The organism is Corynebacterium comes, from assembly GCF_009734405.1.
GTDB classification, from domain to species: Bacteria; Actinomycetota; Actinomycetes; order Mycobacteriales; family Mycobacteriaceae; genus Corynebacterium; species Corynebacterium comes.
Genome location: NZ_CP046453.1, coordinates 93,593 through 110,507 on the forward strand (window position 1 = coordinate 93,593; position 16,915 = coordinate 110,507).

Genomic DNA, 16,915 nt, shown 5'->3' on the forward strand with positions numbered 1-16,915 from the left:
GGATGTGGGGGCATGGTCCTGGGACCAGAGGGTGTGGGGGAAGTGACCGGGGAAATAGACGTGTGTGTGACGGTTAACATCACAAGACGCGTTCGTCTGGGTTACCGGGCTTCAGTGGTGTGCACTGGTGCTTGCTCATGCGTGTGGTCGATCCAGCCGCCGATGACTTTTTCGGCCCCTTGCTGGAGAAGCGCCCGGTTCTCTTCTACTTCAGCTATGAGTTTTTCCACGTCGATACCGTGCTGGCGGATCTTGGTTTCTTCTATGCGGAGCAGGTCGCGGATACCGTCGACCGACATATCGGGGTGAAATTGGATGGCCACGGCGCTTCCCTGCCGCCAGGCTTGCGGGTACCGCTGTGACACAGCCAGCAGTTGCGCTGCGGGGGGCAAATCAATGCTGTCGGTGTGGAAGGAGAAATATCGTCCGGCCAGTTCGGGCGTCACCTGTTCTTGACCCGTCACCGCCACGACATCGATGAACCCGCATTCCAAACCGTGATCACCCACCCGGGATCTGCCACCGAGTGCCTCAGCGAGGATCTGTGAACCGAGGCAGATCCCGAGCACCGGGATGTCAGCATCCACGGCATCGCGCAGGAATTGGACTTCTTCCCGCAGAAATGGGAACTGGTCTTGGTCATAGGCTGCGTAGGGCCCGCCGAAGCAGATCACCTCGGAAACCTCCTGCAGGTCAGGAAGTTTTTCCCCGGTGAAGGGCTGAACATGGCGCCATGGTTTCTGCCGGTTGTCCAGCAGCTGGCAGACTTGGTCGATATCCGGTCCAGGGTTATGGGTGATCAGCAGGGTTACTTGTGTTGTTGGTGTCGGTGTCATGGCTGTGGCCTCGGATCAAGACTGGATGACCATGGGTGCCAGTGGTCGTTGCCGGCCAGCGCCTGGAGCAGGGTAGTGGCGCTGTCGCGATCCAGCGCCAGCCACGATTCATCGGGAGACACCTCATAGGGAGCAAAATCCCAGATTCTGAGCCTGCGAACTTCAGTGATAACGGGTCGCATCGCGGCGACTTCGCGTTCTAGATGTCGCACCTGACGTTGGAGAAATTCGTTCTGCTCGCGGAGCTCTTCCAGGGCGGAATCGCGATCGGTCATGGTTTGCGCCTCCTTCCTTTGTCCGTTCACGACTTCTCAGAAGATCAGGGTGAGATTTTCATGGATCTGTTCGGAGTCAATGAGATTGGCCTGCTTGAGACGGATTTCCCATCCGTGCTCCCCCTCACTGAGCACATGGCCTGTCCACCCGGCGTAGACCTTCGCCACACCTGCTCGAAATTCGTGGACCATGAAGTTCGAGCGGATGAATCGCAGGGAGTTTTGAGGTTCATCGTGGACTTCGACATTCGAAATGATCCGACGGGTCCGGGACTGGGGGATCTGACTGAAGGCCAAGCCCGTTCGGAGCCAGTAGACCCGGTCCGTCAGGCGACGACAGTCATCAAAAGCATGGGAGATCTGGGTCCGGGGATCACCCCCGCCCGGGACCACAGGCACCCAGTAGAGGCAGTCAGCAGAGAACAACTCAAGCCATTCGTTGAATCGGGCCTCGTCGATCAACCAGGCTTCCCGGTTGAGGAATGCCTCCGCTTCCCGGTGGGTTTCGACGTCTGCCCCAGCCCAGTCCTGCCGGAGGACCTGGTTGAAGCGGTCCAGGTCAGCGTAGAATTCCTTGTCCACATGGTAGGACCAGGCAGAGGTATCCTCGTATTGCTTGAGTTTGTTCACCATTACTTCTCCTCATTCATCAGTCGCAGCCACTCGCTGTAGTAGCTGCGCATATGAAGCTCATCGGTCACCGCGGACTTGATCACGCCGTTCTCGTTGAGTTCCTGCCAGTTCTCGACATCCAAGCCCCGGTTCATCAGGACCCATTCGGCCTCCGGGACGGCAAGTCCGCGTTGGACCTCCTCAAAATTGGCCTGATCGTCGGGCTCTCCAAAGGCCGGGAAATCCTCCTGGGTTCGCATTCGCATCGTGTTGATTTCTTCCGGGACTCCGCCGATGGTGGTGGCGTTCCAGGTCAACTGGGTCCGGTCCACGGCCAACGGTTCGATGACCTGGATCTGATTTCCGATGAGGAGGAGATTAGGGAAAATACTGAGATTGATCTGCGCACCAGCGCAGAGGTCAAGCAGCTGGTCAGCATCCTCGGGGTATTTTTCCCGGATCATCTCCTCAAACCATTCCCGACCGGGTTGTGGGCGCTGGTTTTCCCAGATGGAACCCGGGCCGTCGAAGTTCGGCCGCTGATCCAGGACGCTGTGCCCGTTACCGAGGGAGTACATGGACATCGGTCCGTCATCGGGGGTTTTGCCGAAGTAGGACATGTCCTTGCTGTCTCCCAGCCGTGAGGCCATCTCCAACAGGGAGCGGTGGGAGAAGGAGGGGTGGTACCCGTCGCCGGCATTGTCGTAGGCGAGTTTCCAATTGCCCCGGTATCCCATACGGTGAGCACCGCTTTTAACGATCACCTCACCCTCCGGAGCCCGATCGATCCAGTAGTCCAGCCAGGGCCTGGCATGACCGAGGTGGTCCTCGAGGGTCGGCGCATCCTCATTGAGCGTGCCGAAGATGAATCCCCGGTAGGTTTCCACCCGCTTGACCTTGCCTAGTCCGAGTTCGGACTTGTCAAAATCCGCGTAACCCTGTGGCCAGGGAGCGCCCACCAGCTCGCCGGTGTTCCGGAAGGTCCAGCCGTGGTAAGGGCACTGGAAACTCTTGGCCACCCCGGACTCTTCCCGGCACAATGTTGCGGCGCGGTGCGAGCACCGGTTGAAAACAGCGTGAAATGCACCCTTTCGATCCTTGGTGAGGATAATCGGACGCAACCCCATACGGACCGAAAGGAAGGAGTTCGGCTCCGGAAGCTGAGATTCATGGGCAAGGTATACCCAGGTCTGGCCGAAGATCTTGATCATTTCTTCCTGAAAGACCCGGTCCTCGGTGTACAGCTCCCGGTGGACCCGGTCCCGGCGAATGTAGTCATCCCACTGCTTGGGAGACTGTTTTTCCGGCGCCAATTCGGAAAGCTCATGGGGCTTCACCATCTGAAAACCATCCTTAAACCCGTGTGATGTCCCCAAAAGAGATGGACATCCTCGTCAACTGCAACCATGTCGAGATGCATGTCACAGGAAAGCTAAGCGATGATCTACGACACACCTAATTGGTCTAATAAAGGTCTTCGCGCAACGCTCCCGAAATTGGATACCCATCGCGAAACCGTCCCCTCTGCGGCGACCTTCATTCCCAGTCCATAAAAAATGCCCCTACCTGCAAGGGCAACTTTCCATTCGGGCTGCCCCGGCTCGATAGATTGCCCGTCCCAGGTTTGTGTCCCTGTGGCAGAAGCCAGTCCAAGAGGTCAGGTATGGGGGCACCGGACGGCTACCCCCTCCCCCCGATATTTGTAGACCTTTTAGTGACATGGTTTTGCTCCCTGCCATCATGTGACGGGGCCAGGTCACACTCCACACCTGTTACATCCCCGGCAGACTGAAGACCCTCTTCAGTCCTTCCCGCGAAAAGAGGACATCCATGACCGAGTCAGAGCTCACCCCCACCGCCAAGGGTTCCGGCAACGCCGCGACCGACAAGTTCAAGCACGAGACCGTCAAGTCGGACACCTCCAAGGAGCGTGCCAACGCGATCTACACCGATCTGCTGGCCGCCATCGCCGAGGTCGCCCACAAGCACCAGGTCACCTACGACGAGTACCGCGTGGTGAAGAACTGGATGATCCAGGTCGGCGAGTACGGCGAGTGGCCGCTGTGGCTGGACGTCTTCGTCGAGCACGAGATCGAGAAGATCAACTACGACCGCCACCACTACACCGGCACCAAGGGCTCCATCGAGGGCCCCTACTACGTCGAGAACGCCCCGGAGCTGCCGTGGAACGGCGAGATGCCGATGCGCGAGCAGGACAAGGCCGCCACCCCGCTGATCTTCAAGGGCCAGGTCACCGACGTCGACGGCAAGGGCCTCGCCGGCGCCACGATCGAGCTGTGGCACGCGGATGAGGAGGGCTTCTACTCCCAGTTCGCCCCGGGCATCCCGGAGTGGAACCTGCGCGGCACCATCGTCACCAACGACAACGGTGAGTACGAGATCAAGACCCTGCAGCCTGCTCCGTACCAGATCCCGTCGGACGGGCCGACCGGCTGGTTCATCGACTCCTACGGTGGCCACCCGTGGCGTCCGGCCCACCTGCACCTGAAGGTCAAGAGCCCGGGCTACCGCGAGATCACCACCCAGCTGTACTTCCAGGGTGGCGAGTGGACCGAGAACGACGTCGCGACCGCCGTCAAGCCGGAGCTGCTGCTCGACCCGCAGACCGACGACCAGGGCAACAACGTCGTCACCTACGGCTTCGCCCTGGACAAGGAAGACTAGCCTTTAACAGCACGAAACCCGCGACAGGCCGGCGTTGTCTGTAGTGTGCTCCGTCCGCTGAGGAGCATCCTCCCTTGCCCACGGCGCCCACGAGTACGACCGGCCGAGCCGGATCCTTGTGGGCATGGCACGTGGGAGGGGCTCGATCCGACTCCACGCTGGAGTTCCTCAGCTGTACTCAACCCCAGCCCGTATATGGGCTGGGGTTGAGGTTCTTGCCGAAGTTAAGCGGCTCTTCATGATTGAGAGTGCACAGCTAACCACAGGGGGGCCTTCACACCTATGAATACTCAGCCTGACAGGTCGCAAGAGGAGAGTTGCAGGGGAAGATCACGCACTCTCTATCGTGAAGAGTTACTAAAGGGGCTTGAAACTGCAAAAACCCCCCGACCAACAACCACGGGGGAGTCTCCTGATGAATACTTCACCGACAAAGACCTTCTAGCCATGGAGCACCCCGTGGCACGCCGCGAGATCACCTAGGGCGTGTCTCCTAAAGCTCTGAGCCAGGTGAGCACAGCACAGAGCACGACGGCTCCACGATAAACCACGGCGAGTTTGTCATAGCGGGTGGCCAGGCCCCGCCACTGCTTGGCCAGGGCAAACGCCCGCTCGACAACATTGCGGCCCTTGTAGGCATGAGGGTCAAAGGCGGGCGGGCGCCCACCTTTGCTGCCTCTACGTTTACGGGCCGCGATACTGTCACGCTTTTCAGGAATGACCGCCACGATCCCCCGCTTACGCAGGTCACGCCGAATCACCGTCGTCGCGTAGCCACGGTCAGCCAGGACCGCATCCGGACGCGACCGCGCCCGCCCGGGACCCATGCGCGGGACGTGGATGTCGTCGAGCACAGCCTGAAGCATCGCACCGTCGTTGCGCTGCCCGCCGGTGACCACCACAGACAGGGGACGGCCGTGTCCGTCGACGCCGGCGTGAATCTTGCTCGACAGCCCACCGCGCGACCGGCCAATTCCATGACCTGCTGGTTCAGTCAACGCCAGCGGCAGATTCTTGTGATTCGATCGAGCCCCCTGTGTCCTGCTCGGGCCGGGTCGTGTTCGTCGCGTGCTGGTGGGCACGGGTGATCGAGGCGTCGACGGAGACGTTCCAGTCGATCTTTCCTTCCGCATCGGCCACCGTCAGCAGGTAGGTCAGGACGGCATCCCACGTGCCGTCGGCGCAGTAGCGGCGGTGCCGTTTCCAGACGGTCTGCCAGGGGCCGTATTCATCGCGGGGCAGGTCCCGCCACGGGATTCCGGTGCGGTAGCGGTAGATGATGCCCTCAACGACCAGCCGACTGTTGTGAAAGGGACGACCCCGCTGCCCATCACTGCTGGGCAGAAGGCGCTCAACCGTCTCCCACTGGTGGTCGGTCAGGACGCGAAACCGACTTTTGGTGTCACTCACCGATCCAGTATCGCCCCACCGACCAACCTATTTAGGAGACACGCCCTAGTACTTTGACGACATCGACGGCACGCCTCTGACCGATGACCAGGTGAACACCGTCCGATTCAGCGTCGACGGCTCCAACTACGTCATTGACCTCTCCGAGGACAACGCCACCCGATTCCTCGAACTGCTCGCGCCCTACGTCGAGGTGGCCCAGCCCGCCCCGGTGGCACACAAATCCCGCACCCGCGCTACGGGTGGGGCGAAGCGATCGAACTCCCGCCGGATCCATCAGTGTGCGCAGGCGCAGAACCTCACGGTGTCTGATCGGGGCACTATCCCCAAGCACATCGTCGAGGCCTACAACCAGGCGCACGGCTCGTAGTGGTTTAAGCGTCGTTCCTGCGTTGTCAGGGTGCTGGTGTCCTGACCTTGAGAACCTCGCCTCTGACCTGGGGATGAGAAAAACCGCCGCACCCGACGGTGTGGCGGTTCATCAGTGAAGAGCGGCAGTGGTTTAGAGCGGGCGAACCTGCTGGGCCTGCGGGCCCTTGGCGCCCTCGCCGACCTCGAACTCAACCTGCTGGCCCTCTTCAAGGTTGCGGAAACCGCCGCCCTGAATCTCGGAGTAGTGGACGAAAAGATCAGCGGATCCATCAGACGGGGCGATGAAACCGAAGCCCTTTTCGCCGTTGAACCATTTCACAGTTCCCTGTGCCATATCTATTACCTTTTCTTTGATGAGGTGATGCTACGTTCGCCGGCATGATTCGCTGACGGACGGGTCGGTGGAACTCCTCGTCGACCATCAACCTGCGGCAGTGACTGCATGATTGAGGAATACCAGGCGCTCGCGTGTGGGTCTCGTGCGAGTGCCTCGACACTGCGCACAGAAACCGCGACCAATAACGAGTGTGCCATGGATCACGGCCCGGCGTAGCGGCATTGTCGGAAATCACCTGGCTGTGGCTCGCAGCGTCGGGGAGCGGCTTTCCCGCAGCTCCACATGGCCGTGGCTACCCGGGACGGCCGGTTATGCGGTCGTGGTGGAGGTGTGCTTCCGTGTCGGCAGGGCCCCGGCTTCTCCGCTCAGCGCCCGGTAGAGGGTCGTGCGGCTCACGCCCAGGACTTCACCGATCTGGGCGACGGTCATGTCCTTTTGTTCGTAGAGCTTCTGGGCGGTGCGCAGCTTGTCTCCGCTCAGGAGTGGTGGCCTGCCTCGGACCCGGCCGCGGGCACGCGTGGCCTCAAGGCCGGCGTTAGTGCGTTCGCGGATGAGGTCACGTTCGAACTCTGCCAGTGAGGCGAAGATATGGAACACCAACCGCCCGCCGGAGGAGGAGGTGTCGATGTTTTCCTGCAAGCTGCGAAACTCCACCCCCCGGTCCTGGAGCGTGGCGAGTCTGAGAGCACCTGGTCGATCAGCCCGGTGGCAACCAGCGGATCCAGGAGATTCAAGTCGTTCGCGTCATCCCCGCCCAAAGCCAGTGCGAATGCGAGGGTGGTCATGGTGTTGCCGGTGGTGTGAACCAGGTTCGGGTTCTGCCCGTCCCTAAGCTCCACGTCGACCGCAGTGGCCACACCGACCGAGTTGGCGGTGGTGGCTACGAGCATGAGCCCGGCGTTCGACCACAGCTGGGAAGGTGCGGGGGTACCGACCTGGAAAATGGTGGTCGTCACCCTGAAGGTGATTCTTTCGACCTAGTCAAGGATCGCTTTCTCTGTTTCTTCGGCTGGTGTCCGTCTACTTTCCGTGAAAAACCCGGGCTAGTTGTCAGGATCAAGGTGCTGCTCGTCCAGGTGGAGGGTGATTCCCACGAGGGAGGAGAGGTAGCTCTGGTGACGCAGGCCCATCACCAGGCTCTGTGCCTGACTGGTCAGGCCTGATTCGAGTCGGATGTGGGGGGAGGACTGCGCGAAGTGGCGCACGGTGTTGGCGAAGTGGGTTTCGGCGTAGGGCTTGCCGGACATCTCGAAGGCCTGGCGTATCCCTTCGGCGTAGGTCTGGAGACCGGCCGGGTTGACCATCCAGGCATCAACATCGTCGGAGTGCTGGTGAATCCAGTCGAGGATCTCGCCATCATGGTTGGACACCAGAGAGATGATCTTCACCCCTAGCTTTTCTCCCCAACTTCTGTTCTTGGCGTCGAGTTCGTCCCAGGTGATGGACCCGTACTTGGTGGGGTCGCGTTTGCCCAGCTGGGACATGTTCGGGCCGTCGATGATGCCGATGGTCCATTCCCGGTCGGTGAGGCGGAGGTCTGTTGCTGTCCAGGTGCGCATTTTCAGGCCTCTTTCTTCTCCGCTGCGGCTCGCTCGTCGAGCAGGTCGACCAGACCGATGAGTGCTGCGGTGTAGGAGTGCTGTCCGAAGCCGGAGACGACGCCGGTGGCTGAGGCGGTGATCTTCGATTCGAGGCGGATGTGTGGGGAGACCCGGGCGAAGTGCTTGACGGTGTTGAAGAAGTGCACCTCGACGTAAGGCTTAACGGTTTCCTCCAGGGCGTGGCGCAGGCCCTCGCTGTAGGAGGTGAGACTGCCGGGGTTGACGACGATGCCGTCAACGTCGCGGGCATGGGTGTGGAGCCACTCGAGGAGTTTGCCTTCGTAGTTGGAGGCGTAGTGGATGATCCTGATGCCCAGGAGGTCGGCGACCTTGTTGACCAGCTGATCGAGTTCCTCCCAGTCGTGCAGGGTGTGGTCACGGTGGCCCCGCTCGTGGCCGATGTTGGCGATGTTGGGACCGTCAAGGACAGCGATCGTCCATTCGTAATTCTCAGCGGTTGTACCTAGACGGGTCATATTCTTTCTCTCCATTTTCTCGGGGTGAGGGCTGGCTTCTGATTACAGGATTGCCAGGACATTAGCGGGGCTGCCGACTCCACCAGTGAGATTCAGCGGTTCAGCGGTGATGAAAACATCATGACGCCTCAGCTCCCTACAAGCGTCAGCTAACTCATCTAGATCCCATAGTTCACCGATGGTCAGGCCGAGAAGCGGAATGAGGATGCGATGCAACATGCCGGTGTGGGAGCTGGCCTCAAGCAAGCCTGATTTCTCGGCTTCGGTCTCAATGTCTGTCTCGCCGACCGGCCACGCCTCCAGTGCGATGTTGTCCGCGGCGACCACCGAAAAGTGGTGGTCCCAGAGCCAGGCCGCCATCTCTTCGGTGGCGGCGAGGCCACCACTGCGGACCTGCTCCTCCGCTTCTTTCCCCCGGCTGCGGACGTGCGTCAACCAACCGGTGCGGAGCAGGAGGATATCCCCGTCGTGAAAGACGGCATTCTGCCATTCGGCAGCCCGCTCCAGGTCCTGGACTGAGAGAGCCTCGCCGGCGTCATGGTCAATGGGCTTGCCGTGGTGTTCGCGGTAGGCGGCGACGTCGAGAAGCACGCCCCGTCCAACGATCCCGGTCTGCGCCACGTGCTGAATGCCGAGTGTCGGTGTCTCTGCGGTGATCTCACTGCCTGGACGTCCGCCGTAGAAGCCCCGATCCGGGTGCCCAAAATGTCGGAGTCCGTCCACCTGGGTCGACGCCTGGAGATAGAGGTTATCCAAGGAGTCGTCGCGGTGAAACTCATTGAGTCCGAAGATCTTGTGTTCAGGGTTCGCACGATGAGCGATCAGTGGGGGGTCGAAGGCGTTGAGCGCGAGGTTGAGCGAGAAACGGCGGCCCTCCCGGATGCTTGAGGCGGCCTGCCGGACGCGTTCCTCGGTGAGGAGATTGAGGGTTCCGAGCTCATCGTCATCACCAAAAACCCCCCAGGCCGTGCCGGACACCGGCCCGGGCCGCTGCTTCAACTCGGCATAAGTAGGCAGTTTCCCCGGGCGGGTGGTGGTTGGCGGCACGACTACTCCTGAGACTCCGAGGCGTCGCCGACGAGCTGGTGGATCTCAATGTAGTTGCCGGCCGGGTCGGTCAGGAAGATCTGATGCCAACCCTCGACCGACCAGACACCCCAGTCATCAAATGGGATGTTGGCCTCGGTGAGCTGCTGTTTGATGGCCTCAATATCGTCGGTACGAAACGCGAAGTGACCGGCAATGAGCGGGTTGACGGAGTGACCTTCCTGGGCAGCCAGGTAGGGCTGGCGCTGGGTGGCGTGAATCTGGAGCTCATCGCCGTCACCGGCGTCGAAGAACTTGGCGGAGTTGTCCCAGGCCTCGTTGCCGTCGTCGGTTCCCGCAGCAGAGGTAGCGATCATCTGGGGGGAGGGCAAGAGATCAAGACCGAGGGCGTTTTTGTAGAAGTCGACGAGGGTGGGCATGTGGTCGCTGGTGACATTGACGTGATGGAGGCGCAGGTAGGCCATGGTATTTCCTTCGGTGGTGGTTGGTAGGGGAAGGGGGGAGCGAGTTAGGTCAGGAGGGCCAGGGGACTCATCTGGTTGTCGACGCGGTAATGCTGAAGCTTGTCGAGGTCGATGTCGACTCCCAGGCCGGGGCCCGTGGGAACCTTCATCTCGCCGTTTCGGATGACCAGGTCCTCGGTGAGCAGGCTGTCCTCCAGATCCAGCCAGTTGGACAGCTCCGCGGGGTGCCTGGAGGTGGCGTCGAACGCCGCACCGAGGACCAGGGAACAGACTGTCCCAAGGTGTGCGTCGATCTGATTGCCCAGGAAGGTCTCGATACCTAGCCCCTCGGCGAGGCCGATGAGCCGGACGGAGTCGGTAAATCCGCTGCGGGCGGTCTTGATGCTTAGCGCGTTGGCTGCGCCACTGAGAATCTCCCGGGTCACGGTTGCCTGGGTCGGTGCACTCTCATCCGCCACGAACAGGAACGGTGAGCGTTCCACCAGCCACTTACGGGAGGTGATCTCATCTGCCGGGTTGAGTTCCTCCACCCGGGATAACCCCACGTCCGCCAGTTTGCGCAGGGCTGCGGCAGATTCCACCGCATTCCAGCCCCGGTTTCCGTCCAGGTAGAGCTCGGCGTCCTCCCCGAGGGCCTCACGGACTGCTCGGCAGACGGCGACATCATCATCAATCGGGTGCCTACCGACTTTGATCTTGAAGCTGTTGATGCCGTAGGTTTCCCGGAGTTCAACCGCCTCATCCCCCACCCGCTGCGGATCATCGAATCCGAGCATATGGCTGACTTTGAGGCTGTCGGTGTATCCACCGAGCAGCTGGTGCACGGAGATATCGAGTCGTTTTCCGATGACATCCCATAGGGCCATGTCGATCCCGGACTTCGCCGTCGGGTTGCCGATGGTCCTGTTCATCAAGGAACGGATACCCTCCCGATCAAAGATCGAGCGTCCGATGATCTGGGGTGCGAACACCTTCTCGACCACAGCGATGATGGATTCCTGGGTTTCACCGTAGGTGTAGGGGCGGGGAGGGGCTTCCGCCCATCCGATGATTCCGTTGTCGGTTTCGATCTGGATCAAGACATTGTCCGCGACGCTGATGGAACCACTGGCGAAGCGCAGGGGCTTGCCATAGGGAATGGCATAGGGGATTGCCCGTATGGCGACGATTGTTTCACGGGGACGCAAGGTCGACTTGTTCATGATCTCCCTCCTTTGCCGGGTAGATGAAGCTTCAAACGAGTGGGGGTGCCAGGCCGACAATTATCTGCCAATTATTCAGATTGCTCAGAGATCGGATTCCTGGAAGAGAGGCGACGTGACTGTCACCACGTTCTCACCCTTGGGTGACGAACCAGTGGTTTTCTTTCCACTAGTGACACAATAAGCATCCCAACTCATTCCGGTCCAATACTCTTAAGGAAGGGATTGTTCTCAAATTCAGAAAGATCCGGGGTGGGCAGCACCTGTTGCGAGATTTCTAGTACATGTCGCAGAGATTGAGAGGGGTCATTGCGGCGCCACGCAAGGGTTGCAAACATGTGGCTAGGGTTAATGTTGGCCAGTTTCTTGTATGCGACATCATGTGGCCTGGTCTCCGCTACTGAACTCAAGGTGATGGTGATGCCGATTCCGGCGGCCACCAGGGCCAGGACCGTGGCGGAATCCGGCGCATATTGGATGACCTGGGGTCGGAAGCCAGCAGAAATACACAGCGACGCCATCGTCGCCTGCAAGACTGATCCCTGGTCTTCCGTGAGGCTGACGAATTTCTCTTGGGCCAGCTCCGAGAGATTGATTTCATCCCTATCGGCCAGCGGGTGGTCGTCGGGAAGGGCGCAGAGCAGTTCCTCCACCTGGATGACCCTGGCTTCGAGATCGGGATGGGTAGGGAGACGTGAAAAGGCGAGATCGAGACTCCCTTGCCTCAGTTGTTCGACGGCGGTATACACATAAGTCTGGGACTGGATCTGCAGGTCAATGTCGGGGTAAGCGTCCTTGACCGCCCGGCTAAGAATAGGCAGGGCTTGCTGACTGGACACGCCGGCGAAGCCGAGTCGGACGGTGCCCAGTTCTCCTGTTCGGATTGCTTTGGCGACCCGTTGGGCTTCTTCATGATGGTGCATGACTTCCCGGGCGGCCGGGAGGAAGCGCTGACCGGCACTGGTCAATTCCACTGCCCGTGTGGTGCGGTTAAAGAGTTCCAGGCCGAGGCTGCGTTCAATCTGTCGGATTCGGTTGCTCAAAGGCGGCTGAGAGATCAACAGCCTTTCGGCGGCACGACCGAAGTGCAACTCCTCTGCCACGGTGATGAATGCTTCATAGTCCCGAATTTCCACCGCAAGACTCCTTATATTTCAATCCAATATGAATGTGCCCTTATTTTATATTGGACCCTGGGGTTAAACGGTGATTTTCTAAGTTGTGAAGAAGGATCCTCAGCGATATCGCTGCAGGTTTCCCGACATTCACACTGCCGAAAGAGTCGAAGGAGAAACTGCGATGAAGCAGAAATTACTGGTCACGGGCGGCGCATCTGGGATCGGAAAGGCCATCGCGGAGTTAGGTATGTCCCGTGGATGGGAGGTAGCCGTCATTGACCGGCAGCCGACGTCCGTGGGCGCCTCCTACATCGCGGACCTATCGGACACCGATTCCACACAACAGGCACTGGAGGAAATTCTCAGTAAGGGGCCGGTGACCCGGCTGGTCAACAACGTGGGGGCTGTCTTTCCTGCGGCAGCCGAGGAAACAACGCTGGCGGACCTGCAGCGTTCCTTTGATCTCAATCTTCGCAGCGCCCTCCAGTGTTCACAGGCGGTACTGCCCGGAATGAAGGAACAGCAGTTCGGTCGCATCGTCAATATGACCTCCCGTGCAGCGTTAGGCAAGGAACTTCGCACGTCCTACGCCGTGGCGAAGGCCGGTCTGATCGGTTTGACCCGGGTCTGGGCTCTCGAGACGGCACGGGACGGCATCACGGTCAACGCGATCGGCCCGGGGCCGATCGCAACGGAACTGTTTCTCAAAGCAAACCCTGCGGATTCACCAAAAACTAAGGCGATTATCGACGGTGTACCGGTTGGCCGCCTGGGCACGCCGGAGGATGTCGCATCCTCCGTTGCTTTCTTCCTGGATGACGCCGCTGGCTTCGTTACCGGTCAGGTGCTCTACGTCTGTGGCGGCCTCACCGTGGGCAACGCACCGGTGTAATTTTCCCATCCAGGGGAAGAGGCGTTTGCCGAACTGGCGTTCCATTTCATCTGCCTGGGCCTTGACCCGGAGGGCCCCTGCGGAATGGAACGCTGTTCGGTGATATCGAGGTGCACGCCCGATCCAGCCAGATCGGTGAGATGCAGGGGACCGGGGTGATGCGGACAAACCTCGAGGCCATCGGGTTGCCGATGCCCTCAAGGTAGGCAATGCCCTCCGCGATCATGCGCATGGCTCCCAGTGGGAGCCCCCGAGGCAGATATCTAGGGGGACTGATGGGAGTGCGGAGTTGAGCTAACTCTCCTGCGGAAGCAGGATCACCTTGCAGGAGTCCTCGGAGAGGAGCTCAATGGCACGTTCGAACTCCGACAACGGTAGCCGGTGAGTGATAAAGGTAGATAACTTCAGCTTGTCCTCGGCAATCAGTACGGACAGCAGATCCCAGGTGGACCAGAGTCGGCGGCCAAAGCAGCCCTTGAAGGTAATGTTGCGCCGGTTGAGGTACTCAGCGGCGTCGAACTCGCCGAGGCTGCGGCCAAATCCGACGGAGACGAAAGTGCCGCCCGTTCGGAGGGAGTTCAGGATAGTGGGAAAGCTGCTGGGGTGGCCGGAGGCCTCAAACCCCACATCGAAGCCGTGGCGATCCTGACTCATCTCCCGCAGCTGCTCGGGGATGCTCTCGTTCGGCTCCATCCCGATGGCGCCGAGCGATTCGGCGAATTCCCGACGGTACGGGTTCGGTTCGACGACTACGACCTTGGCGGCGCCGGCAATGCGGGCCAGTTCGGCAATGAACAGACCCACCGGGCCGCCCCCGGTGATCAGGACGCGCTTTGACAGTAGCGGCTGTTCAGAGGCCTGGATTGCGTGCATGGCCACGCCTGCCGGTTCCAGTAGGGCTGCCTCCTCGAGATTGAAGTCGTGGGGAAGTTTGAAGGCCGCCTGCACGGGAACCACCACGTACTCCGCGAATAGGCCATCCGTGTGGTAGCCGAGCAGCTGCATGTTCTCGCACAGATGTGGGTTGTCGTTCTGGCACTGGAAGCAGGCGTAACAAGCGACGTGCGAATCAAATGCGACCCGGTCGCCAGGGGTAAATCCTGTGATTCCCCCGCCGATCTCAACGATGGTGCCGGAGCCTTCGTGGCCCATGATCTTGGGCAGCTCAGGGCGGAAAGCCGCCGCCGCGTCATTGTACTGATACATCGACCGATCAGAACCACAGACAGAGGCCGCCGCAATCTGGACCTTGATATGACCGGCCGGTACCTCGATGGGCTCGGGAGCATTGATCTGATACTCGGCTCCCGGCTGAGGGCCGGGCTTGATGATGGCGCGCATGAGATTCTCCTTGTGATGCGTTGTGTGGCGGCGGGTAGCTGTTCACCGTCATCCCTCAATATGTGACTAGCTTCATGGTAGGAACTCCGCTATGAGAAAACCAATATCAATTCGAAGATAATTGATATTGGCAGCGAATTAACGGCCGGTCGCCGCTGAGGGGAATAATCTCCGGATCTGCCTAAGGGGATGTTCTTGCAGGGTGAGTGCCCCTGGGCCGCCGGTCATCGTGGATGACTTATCGGGACGAAAATCGTCATCAGCTGGAGTTATATCGGTCAAAAATAAGTCTCGGCCGAAATAATATTTCTCCGACTGGATCGATATGACTAGCGTAATTCACAACCTGAAATGTGAAGCAGGACACTGCATCCACATCTGAGACCAGTATCTGCAAGTCCCCCGTAAGTCACTGACCACACCCGTATCTAAGACAGGAGTCACCCCATGGATGCAGTATTCCGAGCTATTGGAAAGATCCCGGGCGCGCTCATGGTCGTCCCGCTGTTCCTCGGCGCGATCATGAACACTTTCTTCCCCGACGTCCTCGACATCGGCGCCTTCACCACTGCGCTATTCCGCGACGGTGCCCCCGTCCTTATTGGCCTGTTTTTCGTGGCCGTTGGCTCACAGATCAGCTTCCGTACCGCGCTCCCTTCGCTGGAGAAGGGCCTGACCCTGGTCCTAGCCAAGTATGGTGCAGCAGTGGCTGTCGGTGTCTCCATCGCCTTCCTCTCTCCTAGTGGAACTCTTTGGGGTTTGCTTCCGCTCGCGGTCATCGCCGCGATGTCCAACTCCAACGGTTCGCTCTACGTCGCGTTGACCTCTCAGTTCGGTTCCAAGACCGATAAGGGTGCTATCTCGGTACTCTCCATCAACGACGGCCCCTTCCTGACCATGCTGGCAATGGGGGCTGCGGGTCTGGCGCAGCTGCCGATGATGGCGCTGTTCGCCGCTATCTTCCCCATGATCCTAGGCTTCATCCTCGGTAACTCTTCGGAGCAGGCCCGCGCCTTCCTTGCCCCAGGCGAAAAGCTGATCATCCCGTTCGCGGCCTTCGCCCTAGGCGCCGGCATTGACTTCCGGGTTCTCGTGGGATCCGGCGCCATTGGCATTCTTCTGGGTCTCCTCACCGTCATCGTCTCCGGTGGCCTTGCCATCGCTGCGGTCTACCTGTGGCACCGTCTCCGCCGCCACCCGAAGCCGACCCGCAACGTCCTGTCCGGTGCAGCAGAATCCGCCGTCGCAGGTAACGCCATCGCCACCCCAGCCGCTATCGTCGCTGTGGACCCTTCCCTCGCATCCATCCAGGCCGAGGCGACTGCACAGGTGGCAGCCGCAGTCGTTGTCACGGCCTTCATCAGCCCCTTCCTAGTCTCCTGGATCTCTAAGCGCCAGATCGGGAAGGGCATCACGAAGGAAGCTGAGAACCTTTACTTCGAGGATCCGGCTCGCTTCGAAGAGGTATGGGAGGTTGATCAGAGTCTTCGTGCTTCGGCGATCACCGAAGCTCCGGTAGAGCCGGAGTCCGATCTCTCCCGACGGGTCCAGGCGAAAAAGGGATCCGTGAGCTGATCACGGGGATAGAGATATCGCCCCTTAAGCATGATCCATTGTGACGAAACGACAGGTGCCACTGCTGTTAGGAGAGTCCTTTTGGTAGCGCAGTCGGGCCCCCGGTAGTAGGTGAGGGGCGATCCGGTAACAGCACCGGATCGTCCCTCACCTGTTCGTAGAGCCGTTAGAACCGGATCCACCGATGTGTCTTCGGTGAGTAGCTGATCCTAGCGTCAGGCACGTCCAGAGTTGTCAAGAAGGGTGGTCCCAAGCTCACTTTTTCTTCCGGTCGTTCCACGAATTGTTGTCATCTCGACAGCCGGTACATCGGCGGTGTGGTCAGCCGGGGACGGCGGCCGGTGGGAGTGGGCGGGTTGCGTCCTTTAGCGTGGTGTATCTGTAACTGCCGGTGAGGACACCATAGAAGACGTGGGCGACCACCCAAGTCACCTTTCGAATCAACTCCTACATCTCCTCGAAAGGCAAGACCCCCGGTGGCCGCTGGCCCTTATTCTATCGACCCCACGATCTATCTTGACGATCTGTTGTCTCAAGCCTCTCCGGACCTGATCAGACAGATGCTTGCACGCTTCACCACCCAGATCCTGTCGACCCGGGACGACCAGGTCTGCGGCGCCGACTACGTCCCCACAGCCCAGTCCCGCACCAACGTCCGTAACGGGGCCGGGA

The 16,915-nt window shown here is 60.1% G+C and carries 19 protein-coding genes and 1 pseudogene; 5 read left to right on the forward strand and 15 right to left on the reverse strand.

Annotation, left to right across the window (positions count from 1 at the left end; genetic code table 11):
* Nucleotides 1-101 precede the first annotated feature (101 nt).
* Genes CETAM_RS00455 through CETAM_RS00470 form a run of 4 tightly spaced genes read right to left on the reverse strand, consistent with a single transcriptional unit; the run spans nucleotide 102 to nucleotide 3,099 of the window.
* A complete protein-coding gene (locus CETAM_RS00455) occupies nucleotides 102-836 on the reverse strand; it encodes a type 1 glutamine amidotransferase (protein ID WP_156226578.1) in 735 nt (244 codons plus the stop codon).
* Nucleotides 833-1,111: a hypothetical protein gene (locus CETAM_RS00460; RefSeq protein ID WP_156226579.1), complete on the reverse strand. Its 279-nt coding sequence runs from the start codon at nucleotides 1,109-1,111 to the stop codon at nucleotides 833-835. The genes CETAM_RS00455 and CETAM_RS00460 overlap by 4 nt, the downstream gene beginning before the upstream one ends.
* A 36-nt stretch (nucleotides 1,112-1,147) precedes the next feature.
* The gene (locus CETAM_RS00465) at nucleotides 1,148-1,744 is read right to left on the reverse strand and encodes an aromatic-ring-hydroxylating dioxygenase subunit beta (protein ID WP_156226580.1); all 597 of its coding nucleotides are present in this window, start codon (nucleotides 1,742-1,744) and stop codon (nucleotides 1,148-1,150) included.
* Nucleotides 1,744-3,099 (reverse strand): aromatic ring-hydroxylating oxygenase subunit alpha, encoded by a 1,356-nt coding sequence (locus CETAM_RS00470; RefSeq protein WP_231587523.1) that lies wholly within the window; start codon nucleotides 3,097-3,099, stop codon nucleotides 1,744-1,746. Before CETAM_RS00470 ends, CETAM_RS00465 begins: the two co-directional genes overlap by 1 nt.
* Before the next feature lie 454 nt (nucleotides 3,100-3,553).
* On the opposite strand from CETAM_RS00470, the gene catA reads away from it, so the two are divergent.
* Nucleotides 3,554-4,408, forward strand: coding sequence for a catechol 1,2-dioxygenase (gene catA, locus CETAM_RS00475; protein ID WP_156226581.1), 855 nt, complete (start codon nucleotides 3,554-3,556; stop codon nucleotides 4,406-4,408).
* Nucleotides 4,409-4,887: 479 nt separating this feature from the next.
* Here catA and CETAM_RS13895 read toward each other — a convergent pair whose 3' ends face one another.
* On the reverse strand, nucleotides 4,888-5,406 hold the full coding sequence (locus CETAM_RS13895; protein WP_197085747.1) for an IS5 family transposase: 519 nt from the start codon (nucleotides 5,404-5,406) through the stop codon (nucleotides 4,888-4,890).
* Nucleotides 5,399-5,818: an IS5 family transposase gene (locus CETAM_RS13900; RefSeq protein ID WP_197085764.1), complete on the reverse strand. Its 420-nt coding sequence runs from the start codon at nucleotides 5,816-5,818 to the stop codon at nucleotides 5,399-5,401. Before CETAM_RS13900 ends, CETAM_RS13895 begins: the two co-directional genes overlap by 8 nt.
* A 61-nt stretch (nucleotides 5,819-5,879) precedes the next feature.
* Between CETAM_RS13900 and CETAM_RS00485 the strand changes: the two genes are divergently transcribed.
* Nucleotides 5,880-6,188, forward strand: a complete 309-nt coding sequence (locus CETAM_RS00485) for a histone-like nucleoid-structuring protein Lsr2 (RefSeq protein ID WP_156226583.1) — start codon at nucleotides 5,880-5,882, stop codon at nucleotides 6,186-6,188.
* Between the two features lie 132 nt (nucleotides 6,189-6,320).
* Here the strand turns inward: CETAM_RS00485 and CETAM_RS00490 are convergent, their stop codons facing one another.
* The 8 genes from CETAM_RS00490 to CETAM_RS00530 all read right to left on the reverse strand — a co-directional run bounded on the left by CETAM_RS00490 (nucleotide 6,321) and on the right by CETAM_RS00530 (nucleotide 12,453).
* Nucleotides 6,321-6,524, reverse strand: coding sequence for a cold-shock protein (locus tag CETAM_RS00490; protein ID WP_156226584.1), 204 nt, complete (start codon nucleotides 6,522-6,524; stop codon nucleotides 6,321-6,323).
* Nucleotides 6,525-6,836: 312 nt separating this feature from the next.
* Nucleotides 6,837-7,166 carry a recombinase family protein gene (locus CETAM_RS00495; RefSeq protein ID WP_231587525.1) on the reverse strand — a complete coding sequence of 110 codons (330 nt, stop codon included), beginning with the start codon at nucleotides 7,164-7,166 and terminating at the stop codon, nucleotides 6,837-6,839.
* 404 nt (nucleotides 7,167-7,570) lie between these two features.
* Nucleotides 7,571-8,086, reverse strand: a complete 516-nt coding sequence (locus tag CETAM_RS00505) for a type II 3-dehydroquinate dehydratase (protein ID WP_156226586.1) — start codon at nucleotides 8,084-8,086, stop codon at nucleotides 7,571-7,573.
* Between the two features lie 2 nt (nucleotides 8,087-8,088).
* On the reverse strand, nucleotides 8,089-8,604 hold the full coding sequence (locus CETAM_RS00510; protein ID WP_197085765.1) for a type II 3-dehydroquinate dehydratase: 516 nt from the start codon (nucleotides 8,602-8,604) through the stop codon (nucleotides 8,089-8,091).
* A gap of 42 nt (nucleotides 8,605-8,646) precedes the next feature.
* A complete protein-coding gene (locus CETAM_RS00515; RefSeq protein WP_156226588.1) occupies nucleotides 8,647-9,651 on the reverse strand; it encodes a cyclase family protein in 1,005 nt (334 codons plus the stop codon).
* 2 nt (nucleotides 9,652-9,653) lie between these two features.
* Nucleotides 9,654-10,115: a VOC family protein gene (locus tag CETAM_RS00520; RefSeq protein ID WP_156226589.1), complete on the reverse strand. Its 462-nt coding sequence runs from the start codon at nucleotides 10,113-10,115 to the stop codon at nucleotides 9,654-9,656.
* Between the two features lie 44 nt (nucleotides 10,116-10,159).
* A complete protein-coding gene (locus CETAM_RS00525; RefSeq protein ID WP_156226590.1) occupies nucleotides 10,160-11,317 on the reverse strand; it encodes a mandelate racemase/muconate lactonizing enzyme family protein in 1,158 nt (385 codons plus the stop codon).
* Nucleotides 11,318-11,511: 194 nt separating this feature from the next.
* Complete coding sequence (locus CETAM_RS00530; protein ID WP_156226591.1) at nucleotides 11,512-12,453, reverse strand: LysR family transcriptional regulator; 942 nt, start codon at nucleotides 12,451-12,453, stop codon at nucleotides 11,512-11,514.
* Nucleotides 12,454-12,616: 163 nt separating this feature from the next.
* Between CETAM_RS00530 and CETAM_RS00535 the strand changes: the two genes are divergently transcribed.
* Complete coding sequence (locus CETAM_RS00535; protein ID WP_156226592.1) at nucleotides 12,617-13,327, forward strand: SDR family oxidoreductase; 711 nt, start codon at nucleotides 12,617-12,619, stop codon at nucleotides 13,325-13,327.
* Between the two features lie 294 nt (nucleotides 13,328-13,621).
* Here the strand turns inward: CETAM_RS00535 and CETAM_RS00540 are convergent, their stop codons facing one another.
* Complete coding sequence (locus CETAM_RS00540) at nucleotides 13,622-14,668, reverse strand: zinc-dependent alcohol dehydrogenase (RefSeq protein WP_156226593.1); 1,047 nt, start codon at nucleotides 14,666-14,668, stop codon at nucleotides 13,622-13,624.
* A gap of 447 nt (nucleotides 14,669-15,115) precedes the next feature.
* Here CETAM_RS00540 and CETAM_RS00545 point away from each other — a divergent pair, with 447 nt between their 5' ends.
* Both CETAM_RS00545 and CETAM_RS00550 read left to right on the forward strand, forming a co-directional pair.
* Nucleotides 15,116-16,243, forward strand: coding sequence for a 2-keto-3-deoxygluconate permease (locus CETAM_RS00545; protein WP_156226594.1), 1,128 nt, complete (start codon nucleotides 15,116-15,118; stop codon nucleotides 16,241-16,243).
* Nucleotides 16,244-16,719: 476 nt separating this feature from the next.
* Nucleotides 16,720-16,908 (forward strand): annotated as a pseudogene (locus CETAM_RS00550) (IS256 family transposase); the annotation flags it as partial.
* Nucleotides 16,909-16,915 lie beyond the last annotated feature (7 nt).